This is a genomic window from Streptomyces lichenis (assembly GCF_023218175.1).
Taxonomy (GTDB): Bacteria; Actinomycetota; Actinomycetes; order Streptomycetales; family Streptomycetaceae; genus Streptomyces; species Streptomyces lichenis.
The window spans coordinates 1-15,821 of record NZ_JALPTH010000020.1 but is presented as its reverse complement, the minus strand read 5'-3'; the positions used below and the strand labels follow the sequence as shown (position 1 = coordinate 15,821).

Sequence of the window (15,821 nt, the reverse complement as noted above, 5' to 3'; positions counted from 1 at the left end):
CACAGGCCCCGAACGAACAGATCCGGCAGGAGGTGGACGGCGTGTACGTGTGCTCGTGCTTCGGTGTCACCGAGAAGCAGGTCAAGCAGCACGCGGAGGCCGGCGCCTGCACCCCCCGCCAGATCGCCTCGGCGTCCAAGGCCGGGACCGACTGCGGCTCCTGCGTACGGACCATCCAGTCCATCCTGGGCCGCGGCAGCTGCCCGCGCCGCGAGCTGGCCGACCGCGGCCGGCCGGTGCTCACCGCCGACGCCGCCGACACCCCGGTACCGCAGCCGCTCCCCGAAGCCGCCTGACCGCCCGAGGTATCCGCCGGCCGCCTGGCGTGGCGGGGCCTCCGGCCGTTCGATCCGCTCAGGCCCCGTCGGGCTGGACCTGCTCGATCTGCTGGGCGAGGTACAGCGACTCGCCGAGCTTCTCCACCAGGTCGAGCTGGGTGTCCAGATAGTCGATGTGGTGCTCCTCGTCGGCGAGGATGGCCTCGAAGATGTTGGCCGAGGTGATGTCGCCCTTGGCGCGCATGACCTCGATCCCGCGGCGCAGCCGGTCGATGGCCTCGACCTCGATCTGCCGGTCCGCCTGGAACATCTCGGTGACGGTCTGGCCCACCCGGACGTGGAACAGCCGCTGGTAGTTCGGCAGCCCGTCCAGGAAGAGGATGCGGTCGGTCAGCGTCTCCGCGTGGCGCATCTCGTCGAAGGACTCCGCCCGGGTGTACCGCGCGAGCTTCGTCCACCCCAGGTGGTCCTGCATCTTGGCGTGCAGGAAGTACTGGTTGATCGCCGTCAGCTCGGCGGTGAGCTGCTCGTTGAGGAACTCGATGACCTCCGGGTCGCCCTGCATCGCCGGGGCTCCTTCCACGTGAAGTGATCAGTGCGGATGCCGCGCATCCTCGCACCGCCACGCGGGGCCGTCCAGTAAGTGCAGGCTTAGTAGGACTTGACCGGTTAGGGCCGCGACCTGGTCATGACCACCCTTCCCCGTCTGTCACCATTGAGACATGGTTCAGCCAGGAAGCGAGGAACACCGGGCGGCGGGAGGGTCCGAGCTTCCACCGGGGCAGCGGCTCCAGCGCGGCTGGCCGGTCACCCACTACGGCCCCGTCCCCAAGTTCCGGCCGGAGCGCTGGGAGTTCCGGGTCTTCGGCGCCACCGCCGACGGGGACAAGCGCACCTGGAACCACGAGGAGTTCTCGGCACTGCCGTTCTCCACGGTCGAGGCCGATCTGCACTGCGTGACGAAGTTCAGCATGACCGGCGCCGAATGGGGCGGCGTACCCGCCCGCACCCTCCTGGACACAGCACCCCCGGCGCCCGGGGTCACCCATGTCATGGTGTGGGCCGAGTACGGCTACAGCGCCAATCTGCGGCTGCCCGACTTCGCCTCGGACCGCACGATTTTCGCCACCCACAAGGACGGTGAACTGCTCACCGCCGAGCACGGCTTCCCGCTCCGCCTGGTCGTGCCGCACCTGTACGCCTGGAAGGGGCCCAAGTGGGTCCGCGGCGTCGAGTACATGACCGCCGACCGCCGGGGCTTCTGGGAGGAGCGCGGCTACCACAACATCGGCGACCCGTGGAGCGAGCAGCGCTACTCCTACCAGGAGGGCCCCGGCGACGGCCCCGAGCTCTGACGCCGCGTTCTTGAGCCCTGCCGCGGCTCACCGATGGTACTGATGCACCACCGCGTGGCCCTTGCCCCGCCCGATCATCCAGCGGTTGACCGGCGTGGTGAACAGGAACGCCAGCGTCAGCGCGATGGCCAGGGTGCCCCAGAACAACCCGTCCGTCAGATGCGCGTCCATGGCCCCCGGCCAGAGCGCCAGCACCCCGTTGTCGATCAGCTCCATCACGGCGATGGACAACGTGTCCGCGGCCAGCGCCACCTTGACCGCCGCCCGGAACCCCAGCCCCGCCCTCAGCACGCCGCGCAGGGTGAGCGCGTAGCCGAAGAAGAACGCCAGCACGATGGCGAGCACCATCGTCGGCAGGTTCCCCCACCCCAGCGCGGTGCCCACCACCATCCCCAGCACCTCCCCGATGGCACATCCGGTCAGGCAGTGCAGGGTGGCGGCAGCGGCCATGGCCCAGCTGACAGGGGCCTTGGCGGGGTGGTCGTGGTGGCTGTGGTGACTGCTGTGGTCGATGTGGCTCTGGTGCTCGTGCTCCATGATGACCCCCGGGGGTTCGTCGGGCGTGGGCGGATGACCACCGCCACTACGACCTAACGCTATACCCCCCCGGGGTATTCCCTGCGGGATTTCCTGCTGGTCGGATGTCGGTCGGCGTACGGAGTGGGGGCGCCGCCGCCCCGTCCCCGTACCCGTTTCGACGCAGCCGCCTCGGGCGCGCGGGGACCACAGCAGGGTCGGCCGCTCGTGCTTCCGGCCGTCCGGAACACCCCCGCCCGCGCGGGGACCACCTCTCTCGGCCGGCAGGCCAGTACTGCGAGTCGCGGAACACCCCCGCTCGCGCGGGGACCACCTCCGGGTCGGCCAGGATCTCCGCTATCGCGGCGGACCACCCCCGCTCGCGCGGGGACCACGCCGGTTGGGTCCTTGACTTTGACCCAGATCACGGACCACCCCCGCTCGCGCGGGGACCACGCCCCCGCAGTGGCACCACCACCCAAGATGTGCGGACCACCCCCGCTCGCGCGGGGACCACAGGAAGTCCGAGGTCGCCGCGGCCCAGACCTACGGACCACCCCCGCTCGCGCGGGGACCACGGCGATGACCGACGCGGCGAGCCGCTGGGCCTCGGACCACCCCCGCTCGCGCGGGGACCACCTGTGAGCCTGTGAGGCGGAGCTCGCCCGGTGCGGACCACCCCCGCTCGCGCGGGGACCACGGTTTCGAGCGGACCCGTCCGGCGGGCCGTGACGGACCACCCCCGCTCGCGCGGGGACCACGGCGTAGCGGCGGATGTCGGGGCTGGCCAGGGCGGACCACCCCCGCTCGCGCGGGGACCACCCCCTGCCGCCGTCCTACTGGGACTACGGCGGCGGACCACCCCCGCTCGCGCGGGGACCACTGCCGGGAAGGGCCGGCGTCACAGCGAACGTCCGGACCACCCCCGCTCGCGCGGGGACCACTTGGTGGCGAGGAGCGGCGTCCAGGCCGCCTCCGGACCACCCCCGCTCGCGCGGGGACCACTCTTTGCGACCAGGGCATTTAGAAGCGGTTTACCGTTTCTTGACCATGTCGCCAAGGGCTTTCAGGCTATCGCCAGCTGGACGGTGTCGGGCGACCATGGCGGCGCAGTCTGCACCCTGCAGTCGCGCGCAGCCGCCCTCAGCGCAGTCGCTTCAGTCGGGCCACGTCGGCCGCGTGGCCCTCCGTGCCGCCGGGGGTCTCGATGACCAGGGGGACGCCGGCGGCTGCCGGGTGGCGCATCAGGGCGGCGAACGGCTCCTCGCCGATGTGGCCGGAACCGATGTTGACATGGCGGTCCTTGCGGGCTCCGGCCACGTCCTTGGAGTCGTTGGCGTGGATCAGCCGCAGCCGCCCCTCGCCCACCTCGGCGACCAGGGCGTCCAGCGTCCGCTCCACCCCGTCCTCGGCGGCCAGGTCGTGCCCCGCGGCGAACACATGGCAGGTGTCCAGGCAGACGCCGAGCCGCGGATGGCGGTCCAGCGCCTCGAAGTACGGGCCGAAGTCCTCGGCCAGCGAGCAGAGCGAGGCGCCCTGCCCGGCGGTGGACTCCAGCAGCAGGTACGGGTCGTCCTCATGGGTCAGCTCGTCCAGCAGCGGCAGCATCCGCTCCCGTACCTGCGCCAGCGCCGTCTCCCGGGAGCGGCCCCCGGTCGCCGAGCCGGTGTGCACCACCACGCCCAGCGCCCCGATGTCCCGGGCCCGGCGCAGCGAGTGGCGCAGCGACACCACCGAGGAGTCCACCGTCGCCTCGGTGTGCGAGCCGAAGTTGATCAGATACGGGGCATGGACATACGCCGGAATGCCCGAGGCCGCGCACTCGGCGCGGAACAGCTCGTCCTGCGCCGGGTTCCCGGCCGGGGTGGCCCAGCCCCGGGGGTTGGCGACGAAGACCTGCACGGCCTCGGCGCCGATCTCCCGGGCGTAGGACAGACCGGTCTTGGCGAGGCCGCCGGCCACCGGCACATGGCCGCCGACGGGGTTGGGCTTCGGGCTGGGCTGGTGGTGCACGTGCGCTCAGAGTCCCTTGGTCGTGATGGTGATGGTGGAGCCCTCCGGGGCCTGCTCGCCACCGGCCGTGGACTGGCCGTCCACGGTGTCGCCGAGGAACGGGAAGCTCTTCTCGACCTTCACCTCGAACCCGGCGCCCTCCAGCTCCCGGGTCGCCTCGTCCACGTCACTGCCGGTGACATCCGGGACCTCCACCATCCTCGGCCCCTTGGAGAGGGTCAGCGTGACGGTGTCACCCTCGGCGGCCTCACCGCCGGAGGCGGGGGACTGGGCGGCGACGGTACCGGTGTCCTCGGTGGAGTGCTTGCGCTCCTCGGCCACCTTCACCTTCAGCCCGGCGTCCTCCAGAGTGCTCCGGGCGTCCTCCAGGCTCGCCCCGGTCAGATCGGGCACCTCCACCGCCGCGCCCTTGCTGACCACCAGGGCGACCGCGGAGTCCGGCTTCCGCTTGCTGCCGGGCTTGGGGTCGGTCGAGATCACCGCGTCCCGCTCGACCTCCTCGCTGAACTGCCGGCCCACCGCGCCCGGGGCCAGCCCGGCGGCGGCCAGCTCCCGCTTGGCCGCCTCCAGGTCGAGACCCCGCACATTGGGCACCTTCACGATCTCCGGGCCCCGGGACACGGTGAGCGTCACCTTGCCGTTGCCCCGGATGCGCTCACCGGGCGCGGGATCGGCGGCCATCACCTCGCCCCGGTCATACGAGCCGCTGAAGTCGCGCTTGACCTCCCGGACGTCCAGCCCCGCGTCCGCGAGCCGCTTCTCCGCCTCGGTCTGGCTCTGCCCGAGGACCGTCGGCACCCGGGTGAACTGGCCCGAGTTGATGTACCAGACCCCGGCGCCGACACCGAGGAACACCAGCACCGCGACCAGCGCGGCGACCATCCCGCGGCGCGGACCGGCGGGCAGCAGCCGACGCGCCCGCGCCCCGGCCGCGGACACCGCCGAGGCGGCGGATCGGGACGGGGGCTGCGGCGCGGCCAGTCGGCTGGTGTGCTGCACGTCCTCGGGCTCGCCACCCGGCCGCGGGCGGGAGAGCACACTCGTCCGCTCCGGACGGGCGATCACGCTGGTCCGGTCCTCCGGACCGACCGTCCCGGGGGCATCGACCGGATCGACCGGATCGACCGGATCGGCCGGCTCCTCCCGGGCGCCCGGCGGCACCAGGTCCAGCTGCTCCGCGCCGAGCGCGGCACGCGCCTGGCGGGTCAGCCCCAGCAGCGCCGCCGCGTCATGCGGACGGGCCTCGGGGTCCCGGGCGGTGGCATGCGCCACCAGGGCGTCCAGCTCGGCCGCCAGCCCCGGCACGGACCCGGACGGAGCCGGTACGTCGGTGTTGAGGTGCTGGTACAGGACCTGCGCGGGGGTGTCCCCGGTATGCGGCTTGGCGCCGGTCAGCATCTCGTACAGCACCACCCCGCAGGCGTACACATCGGCGCGGGTGTCCGCGGTGCCGTGCTCGATCTGCTCCGGCGCGAGATAGGAGACCGTGCCCAGCAGTGAACCGGTGGTGTTGGTGACGGCGCCCACGGCACGCACCAGACCGAAATCGGCCACCTTGACCCGGCCGTCGTCGCCTATCAGCACGTTCTCCGGCTTCATGTCCCGGTGGACGAACCCGGCCCGGTGCGCGGCGCCCAGCGCGGCCAGCACCGGCTCCAGGATGTCCAGCGCCGCCCGCGGCCGCAGGGCCCCCCGGCCGCGTAGCACGTCCCGCAGGGTGCACCCCTCGACGTACTCCATCGCCAGGTACACATACGCCCCCTCCGCGCCCTGGTCGAAGACGCCGACCACATTGGGGTGCGCGAGGCGCGCGACGGACTTGGCCTCCCGGATGAAGCGGTCCACGAAGGCGGCGTCGGTCGCGAGCGAGGGGTGCATCACCTTCAGGGCGAGCACCCGGTCCAGGCGGGTGTCGACGGCCCGGTAGACCGTGGCCATGCCACCGACGGCGATGCGCGCGTCGACTCGGTAGCGGCCGTCGAGCAGCTGGCCCACGAGCGGGTCGTGCAGGGTCGTATCCACCCGGACGAGTCTACGAGGAGGTGAGGACGGCCCCGACAGCCCCGGCGCCCGGCCCGGGCACTGGGGCCGAGCTGTGACAGCCGGTGGCCGGAACGTTTCCTTCCGCCCGGCGCCGCCCAGGTGAGACGCCGGGGCTCAGAACGCCGGACGCTCCGGATCGAAGTCGGCCCGGCCGTCCACCGGGGAGGAGGCCTCGGCGAAGTGGCGCCGCGGGATGCGGCCCGCCCGGCGGGCCAGCCGCCCGGCCTCCACCGCGTGCCGCATCGCCTCCGCCATCAGCACCGGCTCCTGCGCCCGGGTCACCGCGGAGGCCAGCATCACCGCCGCACAGCCCAGCTCCATCGCCAGCGCCGCGTCCGATGCGGTGCCCGCGCCCGCGTCCAGGATCACCGGCACCCCGGCCCGCTCGGTGATCAGCTGGAAGTTGTGCGGGTTGCGGATGCCGAGGCCTGAGCCGATCGGCGAGCCCAGCGGCATCACCGCCGCGCAGCCCACGTCCTCCAGCTTCCGGGCCAGCACCGGATCGTCGTTGGTGTAGGGAAGCACCGTGAAGCCGTCGTCCACCAGCGTCTCGGCCGCGTCCAGCAGCTCCACCGGGTCGGGCAGCAGGGTCCGCTCGTCGGCGACCACCTCCAGCTTGACCCAGTCGGTGCCCAGCGCCTCCCGCGCCAACCGGGCGGTCAGCACCGCCTCGCCGGCGGTGAAGCAGCCGGCCGTGTTCGGCAGCACCCGGATGCCCAGGCGCTCCAGCACCGAGAGCACCGAGCCCTGCACGGTCGGGTCGAGGCGGCGCATCGCCACCGTGGTCAGCTCGGTGCCGCTGGCGGCCAGCGAGCGTTCCAGCACATCCAGGCTGGGCGCCCCGCCGGTGCCCATGATCAGCCGGGAGTCGAACACGGTCCCGGCGATGGTGAGACGGTCGTCGGCCATCGCGCTCAGCCTCCCTGCACCGCGGTCAGCACCTCGACCCGGTCGCCCTCGCCGAGCAGCGTCCCGGACCAGGCGCCCCGGGGGACGACGGTCTCGTTGACGGCGGCGGCGACGCCGGAGCGGGCGGTGGTGAGGGTCGCCACCAGCGCGTCCAGGGTGGTGGCCCCGGCCAGCCGCCGGGTCTCGCCGTTCACGGAGACGGTCACGGGGGCGTTGACGGGCGTGTTCGCGGGCGCGGTCGCGGCCGCCCCGCTCGTGGGGGTGTTCACAGGGATGTTCACAGGGGTGTTCATGGCACTCCTCGGATGATCGACGGAGTCGAAGTCCAGCGGGTCGGTCGAAGTTCAGCGGGCTCGGTGGCCCAGCAGGCTCAGTGGGTTCAGCGGTTCAGCGGGGAAGGGGAGCGGCGGAGGCCCCGGCGCCGACCGCGGCACCCGGCCCACCAGCACCCGGCCCACCAGCGCCCGGCCCGGCGGCACCCCGCCCGACGGCAGCCGACCCCGGGATATCAGGTCCACCAGCACCCGCCCCGGCGGCGGCCGGATGGCCGGCACCCGGCCCGCCGGTGCCCGGCCCGGCGGCAGCCGTCCCCGGGACACCAGGTCTACCGGCGCCCACCCTCGTAGCAGTCGGCCTGGCGGCGCCCTGCCCACCAGAGACCGACCCGGCGACAGCCGGGCGCGTCACGAACCGGGTCGGCAGAAAGGCCCGGGCCGCCTCCGGTAGCTCCCCGGTGACCAGCAGCTCCGCCATCACCTCACCCGTCACCGGGGTCAGCAGCACCCCGTTGCGGTAGTGCCCGGTGGCGGTGTGCAGCCCCGGCAGCGCGGTCGGGCCGAGCAGCGGCGCGTTGTCCGGGGAGCCCGGCCGCAAGCCCGCCCCGGTCTCCACCAGCGGCAGCTCCGTGATGCCCGGCAGCAGCTCATGGGCGTCCCGCAGCAGCTCGTACACCCCGCCGGCGGTCACCGTGGTGTCCCAGCCCTGCTCCTCGCTGGTGGCGCCGATCACCAGCTCCCCGCTCTCGCGCGGCACCAGATAGATATGGCAGCCCCGGACCACCGCCCGCAGATTGCGGCTGAGGAAGGGGGCGTACGCCGGGGGTACGGCGAGGCGCACCACCTGGCCCTTGACCGGCCGTACCGGCGGAAGGACACCCTCCGGTACGCCGCCCAGCCGGCCGCTCAGACTGCCCGCGGCCAGCACCACCTGCCCGGCCGCCACCGGGGTGCCGTCCGCCAGGACCGCCCCGGCCGCCCGGTCCCGTACCACCGTCAGCCGCTCCGCGAACGACCGGTGGAAGACCACCCCGGCCCGCTCGCAGGCCGCCACCAGCGCCGCGCCCAGCCGGCGCGGATCCACCTGGTGGTCGTCGCCGACCCGCAGCCCGCCCCGCACCCCGGGTGCCAGCATCGGTTCCAGCCGGCGGCACTCCCGGCCGGTCAGCCACTCCGAGTCCAGCCCGGTGCGCAGATGCAGGGCGTGCAGCTCCCGCAGCTCCGCCCGGTCGTCGGCGTCCAGCGCCACCGCCAGCGTCCCGCAGGAGCGGTGGCCCACCTCCCGCCCGGACGCCTCCTCCAGCTCGGCGACGAACTCCGGATAGCGGCGCGCCGAGGCCAGGTTGAGCGCCAGCAGCTGCTCCTCGCCGTAGTGCAGCTCGGTCACCGCCGCCAGCATCCCGGCCGCCACCCGGGCCGCCCCACCGCCCGGCTCCGGATCGGCCACCGCGACCGCGAGGCCGCGCTGCGCCGCCCGCCAGGCCGTCACCAGCCCGATGATCCCGCCGCCGATCACCAGCACATCCGCGCCCGGCCCCACCCGCGCGGCCGGTGGCATGACTGTCTCCGTGTGCATGGGCTCCCAGCCCCTCCCTTCGCCGGCATGACCCGGATCAGGTTCGTACGGTCGGAGGCCGCCTCAGCCTCCCTCTCAGCCCGGTGCGACCGGGCTCCCGCGTGTGCTCTGCGTTCGCCAGCCTAACCCCGGGGGCCGACGCGCCGTAACGGCGGGCGACGCGTTTGTAAGGTTGCCCGGTGAGCAGGCGGACGACAGGCCGCACCGGCGGCCCGGAGGGGAGCGCGAATGGACGCGGAACGGCGCGTGGTGATCGCGGGCGCCGGCATGGCGGGGGTGCAGACCGCGGTGGCCCTGCGGGACCAGGGCTTCACCGGCGAGGTGCTGATGATCGGCGCCGAACCCCACCAGCCGTACGACCGGCCCCCGTTGTCCAAGGCGATCCTGCTCGGCACCGCCGAGGGCTCCGCCTTCGAGGTGGACTTCGCCGCCCTCGGCATCGAACTGCGGCTCGGCCTGGAGGTCACCGCGGTACGCCCCGAGGCGCATGAACTCGACACCGCCGAGGGCCCGGTGCCCTACGACACCCTCGTCCTCGCCACCGGCGCCCGGCCGCTCGCCCTGCCCGGCGCCGAGGACGTCCCCGGCGTCCACCTGCTGCGCACCCTGGACGACGCCGCCCGGCTGCGGCCCGTCCTGGAGAAGCGGCACGACGTGGTGGTGGTCGGCGCCGGCTGGATCGGCGCCGAGTTCGCCACCGCCGCCCGGGGCGCCGGCTGCGTGGTCACCGTGGTCGAGGCCGCCGACCGCCCGCTCGGCGGCGCCTTCCCGGCCGAGGTCGGCACCCCCATGGCCGAGTGGTACGCGGAGAGCGGCACCACCCTGCTCACCCGGGCCCGGGTGGCGCACGTCGAGCCCGGCGAGGTCGCCCTCGACGACGGCAGGCTGCTCCCCGCGGACGCCGTCGTCGTCGGCATCGGCGCCCGCCCGGCCACCGACTGGCTGGCCGGTTCCGGGATCGCGCTCGGCCCCGACGGCTCGGTCACCGCCGACGACCGGCTGCGCACCTCCGCGCCCGATGTGTACGCGGTCGGCGACTGCGCCTCGTACCCCTCCGCCCGCTACGGCAAGCGGCTGATGGTCCACCACTGGGACAACGCCCTCCAGGGGCCGCGCACGGTCGCCGCCGCCATCACGGGCGCCCTCACCGGCGCCGAGGAGCCCCCGCCCTACGACCCGGTCCCGTACTTCTGGTCCGAGCAGTTCGGCCGGTTCGTCCAGTACATCGGCCACCACGAGGCCGCCGACACCATGGTGTGGCGGGGCGACCCGGCGGAGCCCGCCTGGTCGGTGGCGTGGCTGAGGGACGGCGCCCTGGTGGCGCTGCTGGCGGTGGGCCGCCCGCGCGACCTGGCCCAGGGCCGCAAGCTCGTCGAGTCCGCCGCACCCCTGGACGCCGCCCTGGTCGCGGACGCCTCCCGCCCCCTCAAGACCGCGCTCGCCGGCTGACCCGGGCGGCCGGTCCGGCGTAGCCCCGCTACCGGCTGTCAGTGCCGGATGGCAGGCTTGTCCCGTGACCGAGATTGACGCAAAGACCGATGCTCTCATCCCCTCCTGGCTCTACCTCCCCGACATCGCGGAGATGCTCGACGTGGAGGTGACGCGCGTGCGGCAGCTGGTCAAGGAGGGCCAGCTCATCGCCGTACGCCGCGGGGAGAACCGCGCGCTCCAGGTCCCCGCCGCCTTCATCGACGGCGACAAGGTCGTCAAGGGCCTGGCGGGCACCCTGACGCTGCTGCGGGACGACGGCTTCACCGACGAAGAGATGCTGGAGTGGCTCTTCACCCCCGACCCCACCCTCCCGGGCACCCCCGCCCAGGCCCTCAGCGAGAACCGCGGCACCGAGGTGAAGCGCCGAGCCCAGGCCCTCGCGGTCTGATTCCCGCGTCCCCCGCCGCCTCTCGACCCTGACCCCGGGACCCCACCCCGGGGCCAGGGCTCCGGGGGCCCCGGACCACGGGCCCCGGACGCCCCACGGCCCGGACGGGCGGTCTCGCACGGCCGGGACCGGGCGGCGGCCCCTCCTGGCGCCGACGGGCGGCGGCCGGTCCGGTCGACCGGGGTGGCCGACGGGGGTGGCCGCCGGGGTGCGACCATGGCGCACGGGCCCGACAGGACCCCCGGTCCGCCCGGGGGCCGCTTCCGCATGCCACCGCACACCGCACCACCGGTGCCGCACCGCCCACCGTGCCCACGCAGCCGCAGCCGCAGCCGCAGCCGCGGTGCGCACGGGCCCGCACGCGCGCACCGACCGTGCCCGTGCACCCATCGTGCCCATGCACTCATCCCGGGGGAGAACACCGATGCCCACCGCACGCGCCCGCCTCGCCGACGCCCGCCTCTACCTCTGCACCGACGCCCGCAAGCGCCAGGGCGACCTGCCCGAGTTCCTCGACGCGGTGCTCGCCGCCGGCGTGGACATCGTGCAGCTGCGTGACAAGGGCATGGAGGCCGGCGAGGAGCTGGAGCACCTCGCCGTCTTCGCCGAGGCCTGCCGGCGGCACGGCCGGCTGCTCGCGGTGAACGACCGCGCCGACATCGCCCACGCCGCCGCCTCCGACGTACTCCACCTCGGCCAGGGCGACCTGCCGGTGCCCGCCGCCCGCGCCCTGCTCGGCGACGAGGTGCTGATCGGGCGCTCCACCCATGCCGAGGCCGAGGTGGACGCGGCCGCCGCGGAGCCGGGCGTGGACTACTTCTGCACCGGCCCCTGCTGGCCCACCCCCACCAAGCCCGGCCGGCACGCCCCGGGGCTGGACCTGGTCCGGTACGCTGCCGGGCTCGCGCAGCCCCGCCCCTGGTTCGCCATCGGCGGCATCGACGCGGGCAACCTCGACCAGGTGCTGGACGCGGGGGCGCGCCGGATCGTGGTGGTCCGCGCCCTCACCGAGGCCGACGACCCGGCGGCCGCCGCCGCGGACCTCGCCCAGCGCGTCCGCGAACGCTCCGCCTGACCCCGGCCGCTCCCGACCCACCGCCTGAACTGCGCCGACGGTGTCCACGACTGTCCAGCCAATGGACAAGATTCAGACAAATCATTCCAAATCCCTCTGGTCTGGTTGGGTGACGCCGGGGCCCTGGCTAACCTGCCCGTATGGCCCTCGGTACCGCTTCCACCCGCCCGGACCGCGCACGCACCGTCCGCGACATCCTCGCCACCGGACGGCCGTCCTACTCCTTCGAGTTCTACGCGCCACGCACCGAGAAGGGCGAGCGCGGACTGTGGAACGCGCTGCGCCGGGTCGAGGCGGTGGCGCCGAGCTTCGTCTCCGTGACCTACGGGGCCGGTGGCACCACCCGCTCCGGCACGGTCAAGGCCACCCAGGAGATCGCCGCCGACACCATCCTCACCCCCGTCGCCCATCTGACCGCGGTGGACCAGTCGGTGGCCGAACTCCGCCATGTCCTCGGCCAGTACGCCGACGCCGGGATCCGCAACATGCTGGCCCTGCGCGGCGACCCGCCCGGCGACCCGCTCGGCGACTGGGTGCCGCACCCCGAGGGCGTGCACTACGCCGCCGACCTGGTCCGGCTGATCAAGGAGTCCGGCGACTTCTGCGTGGGCGTCGCCGCCTTCCCCGAGATGCACCCCCGGTCCGACGACTGGGACACCGACATCCGCCACTTCGTCACCAAGTGCAAGGCCGGCGCCGACTACGCCATCACCCAGATGTTCTTCGACCCGGAGACCTACCTCCGGCTGCGCGACAGCGCCGAGAAGGCCGGCTGCGAGACCCCGATCATCCCCGAGGTCATGCCGGTGACCAGCGTCCGGCAGCTCGACCGGCTGCCCTCGCTCAGCACCGCCCGCTTCCCCGACGATGTGAAACAGCGCATCCTCTCCGTCAAGGACGATCCGGCCGCTGTACGCTCGATCGGAATCGAGTTCGCGACGGAGTTCTGCGCGCGGCTGCTGTCCGAGGGCGTACCGGGGCTGCACTTCATCACGCTGAACAACTCCACCGCGACACTGGAGATCCACGAGAATCTCGGACTGCACGAGCAGTCCTGACCGGTCACCTCCCGCCACCATCCCGGGCGGTGTGACCGCAGGGGAGGAGCGGGCATGGGCTGGACGGTCCTCTACATCGCATTCGGCGTGGTCGCGCTGTGGCTGCTCGGAGAAGTGCTGCTGCAGTACAAGGCGCGGCTGCGCTGGCGGCTGCTCGCCTTCGGCGGCTTCCTCACCGTGGTCCTCGGCGTGCTGCTGCCGTCGGTCGTGGTGATCGCCGTCGGCGCCATCGCCTTCGCGGTCGGCCAGACCTATGTCACGCTCTCCTTCCGGCGCGGCTTCTCCACCGGCTGGTCCGTGGGCGGACGCCCGGGAGCCAGCCGCCGCCGCAAGGCCGGCGCCGCCGCCCCGGAGGCCGGCCCCACCCTGGAGGTCTCGGGCCTCGCCTACGAGCAGCCGCCCGCCGACCCCCACGGCTTCCCCGCCCCGTACGGCCAGGACGAGGCCCCCCACCCCCCCGCCGACCCCTACGCCCCCACCCACGGCTACGCCTTCGAGCAGCCGTCGGCCGCCGAGACCACCGCCGTCTACCAGCCCGAGCCGCTCCCGGACGAGACCGGCCGGCTGTACGGGGTGTACGGCACCGCCGGCGGGGACCGCGGCCAGTCCGCCGCCGAGCCGCAGCCGCCCCACCAGGACCCCTTCGCCGGCTACGGCACCTACCCGCCGCCCGCCGCCGCCCCCTCCTACGACTACGGTTCCGGCTCCGGCGACCAGGGCTACGCCGCCTACTCCGACCCGTACATCGGCACCTCCGCCGCACCCGGCGGCCAGGGCTACGACAACTACGGCGGCTACCACACCCCCCAGCCGCCCGCCGACCCCTACGGCACCGACACCCCGCCCGGCGGTGTCTGGGTCCCGCAGCAGCGCGAGGGCGACGAGCAGCCCCCCGCCCACGGCTACGATCCCACCTACCCCCACCCCCACGGCGACCAGCAGCCCTACCGCTACTGACGTCCCCGGGGCACCGCCTGACCCTCACGGCGCCCCTGAGGAGCGGCTGCCGAAGCCACCCCGCTTCCGCACCCGGTCACCGCGACCCGCGGAACCCGGCCCCCTCCACGATCAGCCCGGCCACCAGGGCACCCGACATCCCGGCGTGGGCCAGCCCGCCGCCCGGGTGGGACCAGCCTCCGGCGAAGTACAACCCGGGCAGCGGCGCCGGGTTGGCGGCGGGCAGCAGCGAGCCGCCCGCACCGGCCAGCGCCGGACCCGGCACCCGGCAACTGCCCGTTTCCCGCAAGGTGTCGGCCGGCGTCCGCACCCGACGCCACAGCAACCGCTCCCGCAGCCCCGGCACAGCCGCCTCCGCGGCACCCACCACCGCCTCCACGAACCCCTCCACAGCCGAGCCCCCCGCCCCGCCGCCCCACAGTCCTTCAGCCGCCGGGACGGTGGCCGTCACCGTCACCGCCTCATGCTCCGCGTCCGGCCGCAGCCGCGCGTCATCCGGGCGCAGCACCGTCACCGTCGGCCGCGCGGCCAGCCGCCCCTCGGCCAGCGCGGCCGACTCGCCCTCCCGGTCGGCGGAGTGGACCACCGTCCGATGCGCCGCGCCCTCCTCCCGGGCCCCGCGCAGCGCCAGACAGACCGTCACCCGGCCCGTCGGCACACCCTGCTGGAACCGGGGCCACCCGTCCTGGTCGCCCCGGCCGACCACCCGCTCCCGGTAGAGCGCCGGCAGCGGGGCGCCCGCGACCACATGGTCCGCGTCCACCACCCGGCCGTCCGCCAGCGCCACGCCCACGGCCCGCCCGTCCCGCTCGACGACCTCCGTCACCGCCGTCCCGAAGGAGAACTCCACCCGCCGCTCACGGCACCGCTCGTACACCGCGTCCGCCAGCGCCCGCAGCCCGCCGGCCACGTACCAGGTGCCGAAGGTCTGCTCCAGGTACGGCAGCACGGCGGCGGACGCGGGGGCGGTCCCCGGGTGGAACCCGTACGCCAGGGCGTACCACTCCAGCAACGCGGCCAGCCGTGCGTCCCCGAGCTCCCGCCGCCCCACCTCGGCGAGTGTGCGCGCGCTCCGGCGCAGCAGCCCGGTGCGCGGCGCCGGGTACGGGTCGCGGGCGTACGGCGACACGTCGGCGGGCAGCGGTTCCTCCAGCAGCGGCCGCCGCGAGCGGTCCCAGGCGTCCCGGGCGCGGCCCAGGAACCCGCTCCACCGCTCCCCGGCACCCGCGCCCAGCGCGGCGTCCAGCGCGGTGACGGTGCCGGCGCGGGAGGCGTTGGGCAGGGCGAGGGCGGTGCCGTCGGGGAAGAGGTGGCGGCTCGCCGGGTCGACCTGGGTCAGCTCCACGCACCGCTCCAGCGGCTCCCGGCCGGTCTTGACGAACAGGTCCCGGTAGACCGCGGGCAGATGCAGCAGACCAGGGCCGGTGTCGAAGGCGAAGCCGTCCCGCTCGAACCTGCCGACCGCGCCCCCGTAGGTCTCCGCGCGCTCGTACACCGCCACCGTGTGGCCGGCCACCGCCAGCCGCGCGGCCGCCGCCATGGCGCCCATCCCCGCGCCGATCACCGCAATCCGTGCCATGTCAGGGACCTTATCGGCTCCGGTCGGCACCCCCGCCGGCCGACCATGGCGGCTCGGGGGCGGTGTCTGAGTATCCGTACTCAGCAGGCGGGATGAGTAGCGGGGCGGATGGGCCGGTGGCCACCTGGAGGGAAGAGTGGAGCCCACGGAAAGGGGCGCGGCTCCGGGACCGCCGGCACGGGGCGGCGGAACGGGAACCGCGCACCCACCGGTACGGGGGTGCACAAAGGAGAGCCCATGGACCACGGGGGACATCACGGGGGCCGGGCTCTCCCACCCGCGACGGGGGAACGGGGGAGACGCGGGAC

14 protein-coding genes, 1 pseudogene, 1 CRISPR repeat array and 1 riboswitch are annotated in these 15,821 nt (G+C 74.3%); of the genes and pseudogenes, 7 read left to right on the top strand and 8 right to left on the bottom strand.

Annotation, left to right across the window (positions count from 1 at the left end; all coding sequences use genetic code 11):
- Positions 1–32: 32 nt before the first annotated feature.
- Positions 33–296 (top strand): (2Fe-2S)-binding protein, encoded by a 264-nt coding sequence (locus M1O15_RS20205; RefSeq protein ID WP_248635445.1) that lies wholly within the window; start codon positions 33–35, stop codon positions 294–296.
- 58 nt (positions 297–354) lie between these two features.
- On the opposite strand, the gene bfr is transcribed toward M1O15_RS20205, so the two are convergent.
- Complete coding sequence (bfr, locus tag M1O15_RS20200; RefSeq protein ID WP_248635443.1) at positions 355–843, bottom strand: bacterioferritin; 489 nt, start codon at positions 841–843, stop codon at positions 355–357.
- 157 nt (positions 844–1,000) lie between these two features.
- On the opposite strand from bfr, the gene M1O15_RS20195 reads away from it, so the two are divergent.
- Positions 1,001–1,633, top strand: a complete 633-nt coding sequence (locus M1O15_RS20195) for a sulfite oxidase-like oxidoreductase (RefSeq protein ID WP_248635441.1) — start codon at positions 1,001–1,003, stop codon at positions 1,631–1,633.
- Positions 1,634–1,660: 27 nt separating this feature from the next.
- Here the strand turns inward: M1O15_RS20195 and M1O15_RS20190 are convergent, their stop codons facing one another.
- From M1O15_RS20190 to thiO, 6 genes and pseudogenes are all read right to left on the bottom strand, one after another.
- Positions 1,661–2,170 (bottom strand): DUF4396 domain-containing protein, encoded by a 510-nt coding sequence (locus tag M1O15_RS20190; RefSeq protein WP_248635439.1) that lies wholly within the window; start codon positions 2,168–2,170, stop codon positions 1,661–1,663.
- A 222-nt stretch (positions 2,171–2,392) separates the two neighbouring features.
- A CRISPR array of direct repeats spans positions 2,393–3,154; the repeat unit is 29 nt; unit sequence CGGACCACCCCCGCTCGCGCGGGGACCAC.
- Between the two features lie 138 nt (positions 3,155–3,292).
- Positions 3,293–4,162, bottom strand: a complete 870-nt coding sequence (locus tag M1O15_RS20185) for a deoxyribonuclease IV (protein ID WP_248635438.1) — start codon at positions 4,160–4,162, stop codon at positions 3,293–3,295.
- A gap of 6 nt (positions 4,163–4,168) precedes the next feature.
- On the bottom strand, positions 4,169–6,184 hold the full coding sequence (gene pknB / locus M1O15_RS20180; protein WP_248635437.1) for a Stk1 family PASTA domain-containing Ser/Thr kinase: 2,016 nt from the start codon (positions 6,182–6,184) through the stop codon (positions 4,169–4,171).
- Between the two features lie 135 nt (positions 6,185–6,319).
- The gene (locus tag M1O15_RS20175; RefSeq protein WP_248635435.1) at positions 6,320–7,114 is read right to left on the bottom strand and encodes a thiazole synthase; all 795 of its coding nucleotides are present in this window, start codon (positions 7,112–7,114) and stop codon (positions 6,320–6,322) included.
- A gap of 5 nt (positions 7,115–7,119) precedes the next feature.
- Positions 7,120–7,320 (bottom strand): sulfur carrier protein ThiS, encoded by a 201-nt coding sequence (gene thiS, locus M1O15_RS20170; RefSeq protein ID WP_372499521.1) that lies wholly within the window; start codon positions 7,318–7,320, stop codon positions 7,120–7,122.
- A gap of 466 nt (positions 7,321–7,786) precedes the next feature.
- A pseudogene (gene thiO, locus M1O15_RS20165) lies at positions 7,787–8,947 on the bottom strand (glycine oxidase ThiO); the annotation flags it as partial.
- Between the two features lie 15 nt (positions 8,948–8,962).
- Positions 8,963–9,076: riboswitch (TPP riboswitch) on the bottom strand.
- Between the two features lie 117 nt (positions 9,077–9,193).
- Here thiO and M1O15_RS20160 point away from each other — a divergent pair.
- From M1O15_RS20160 to M1O15_RS20140, 5 genes are all read left to right on the top strand, one after another.
- Positions 9,194–10,414 (top strand): NAD(P)/FAD-dependent oxidoreductase, encoded by a 1,221-nt coding sequence (locus tag M1O15_RS20160; protein ID WP_248635433.1) that lies wholly within the window; start codon positions 9,194–9,196, stop codon positions 10,412–10,414.
- Between the two features lie 64 nt (positions 10,415–10,478).
- Positions 10,479–10,844 (top strand): Rv2175c family DNA-binding protein, encoded by a 366-nt coding sequence (locus tag M1O15_RS20155; RefSeq protein WP_248635431.1) that lies wholly within the window; start codon positions 10,479–10,481, stop codon positions 10,842–10,844.
- 424 nt (positions 10,845–11,268) lie between these two features.
- The gene (thiE, locus tag M1O15_RS20150; protein ID WP_248635429.1) at positions 11,269–11,919 is read left to right on the top strand and encodes a thiamine phosphate synthase; all 651 of its coding nucleotides are present in this window, start codon (positions 11,269–11,271) and stop codon (positions 11,917–11,919) included.
- A 140-nt stretch (positions 11,920–12,059) separates the two neighbouring features.
- Positions 12,060–12,977, top strand: coding sequence for a methylenetetrahydrofolate reductase [NAD(P)H] (gene metF / locus M1O15_RS20145; RefSeq protein WP_248635427.1), 918 nt, complete (start codon positions 12,060–12,062; stop codon positions 12,975–12,977).
- A gap of 54 nt (positions 12,978–13,031) precedes the next feature.
- Complete coding sequence (locus M1O15_RS20140; protein WP_248635425.1) at positions 13,032–13,934, top strand: hypothetical protein; 903 nt, start codon at positions 13,032–13,034, stop codon at positions 13,932–13,934.
- A gap of 76 nt (positions 13,935–14,010) precedes the next feature.
- On the opposite strand, the gene M1O15_RS20135 is transcribed toward M1O15_RS20140, so the two are convergent.
- Positions 14,011–15,513: a phytoene desaturase family protein gene (locus M1O15_RS20135; protein WP_248635424.1), complete on the bottom strand. Its 1,503-nt coding sequence runs from the start codon at positions 15,511–15,513 to the stop codon at positions 14,011–14,013.
- Positions 15,514–15,821: the final 308 nt, after the last annotated feature.

Coding starts and splice junctions, on each gene's coding strand:
- bfr (WP_248635443.1), bottom strand. CDS start 843: ATGCAGGGCGACCCGGAGGTCATCGAGTTCCTCAACGAGCAGCTCACC.
- M1O15_RS20195 (WP_248635441.1), top strand. CDS start 1,001: ATGGTTCAGCCAGGAAGCGAGGAACACCGGGCGGCGGGAGGGTCCGAG.
- M1O15_RS20190 (WP_248635439.1), bottom strand. CDS start 2,170: ATGGAGCACGAGCACCAGAGCCACATCGACCACAGCAGTCACCACAGC.
- M1O15_RS20175 (WP_248635435.1), bottom strand. CDS start 7,114: ATGGCCGACGACCGTCTCACCATCGCCGGGACCGTGTTCGACTCCCGG.
- M1O15_RS20160 (WP_248635433.1), top strand. CDS start 9,194: ATGGACGCGGAACGGCGCGTGGTGATCGCGGGCGCCGGCATGGCGGGG.
- thiE (WP_248635429.1), top strand. CDS start 11,269: ATGCCCACCGCACGCGCCCGCCTCGCCGACGCCCGCCTCTACCTCTGC.
- metF (WP_248635427.1), top strand. CDS start 12,060: ATGGCCCTCGGTACCGCTTCCACCCGCCCGGACCGCGCACGCACCGTC.
- M1O15_RS20140 (WP_248635425.1), top strand. CDS start 13,032: ATGGGCTGGACGGTCCTCTACATCGCATTCGGCGTGGTCGCGCTGTGG.
- M1O15_RS20135 (WP_248635424.1), bottom strand. CDS start 15,513: ATGGCACGGATTGCGGTGATCGGCGCGGGGATGGGCGCCATGGCGGCG.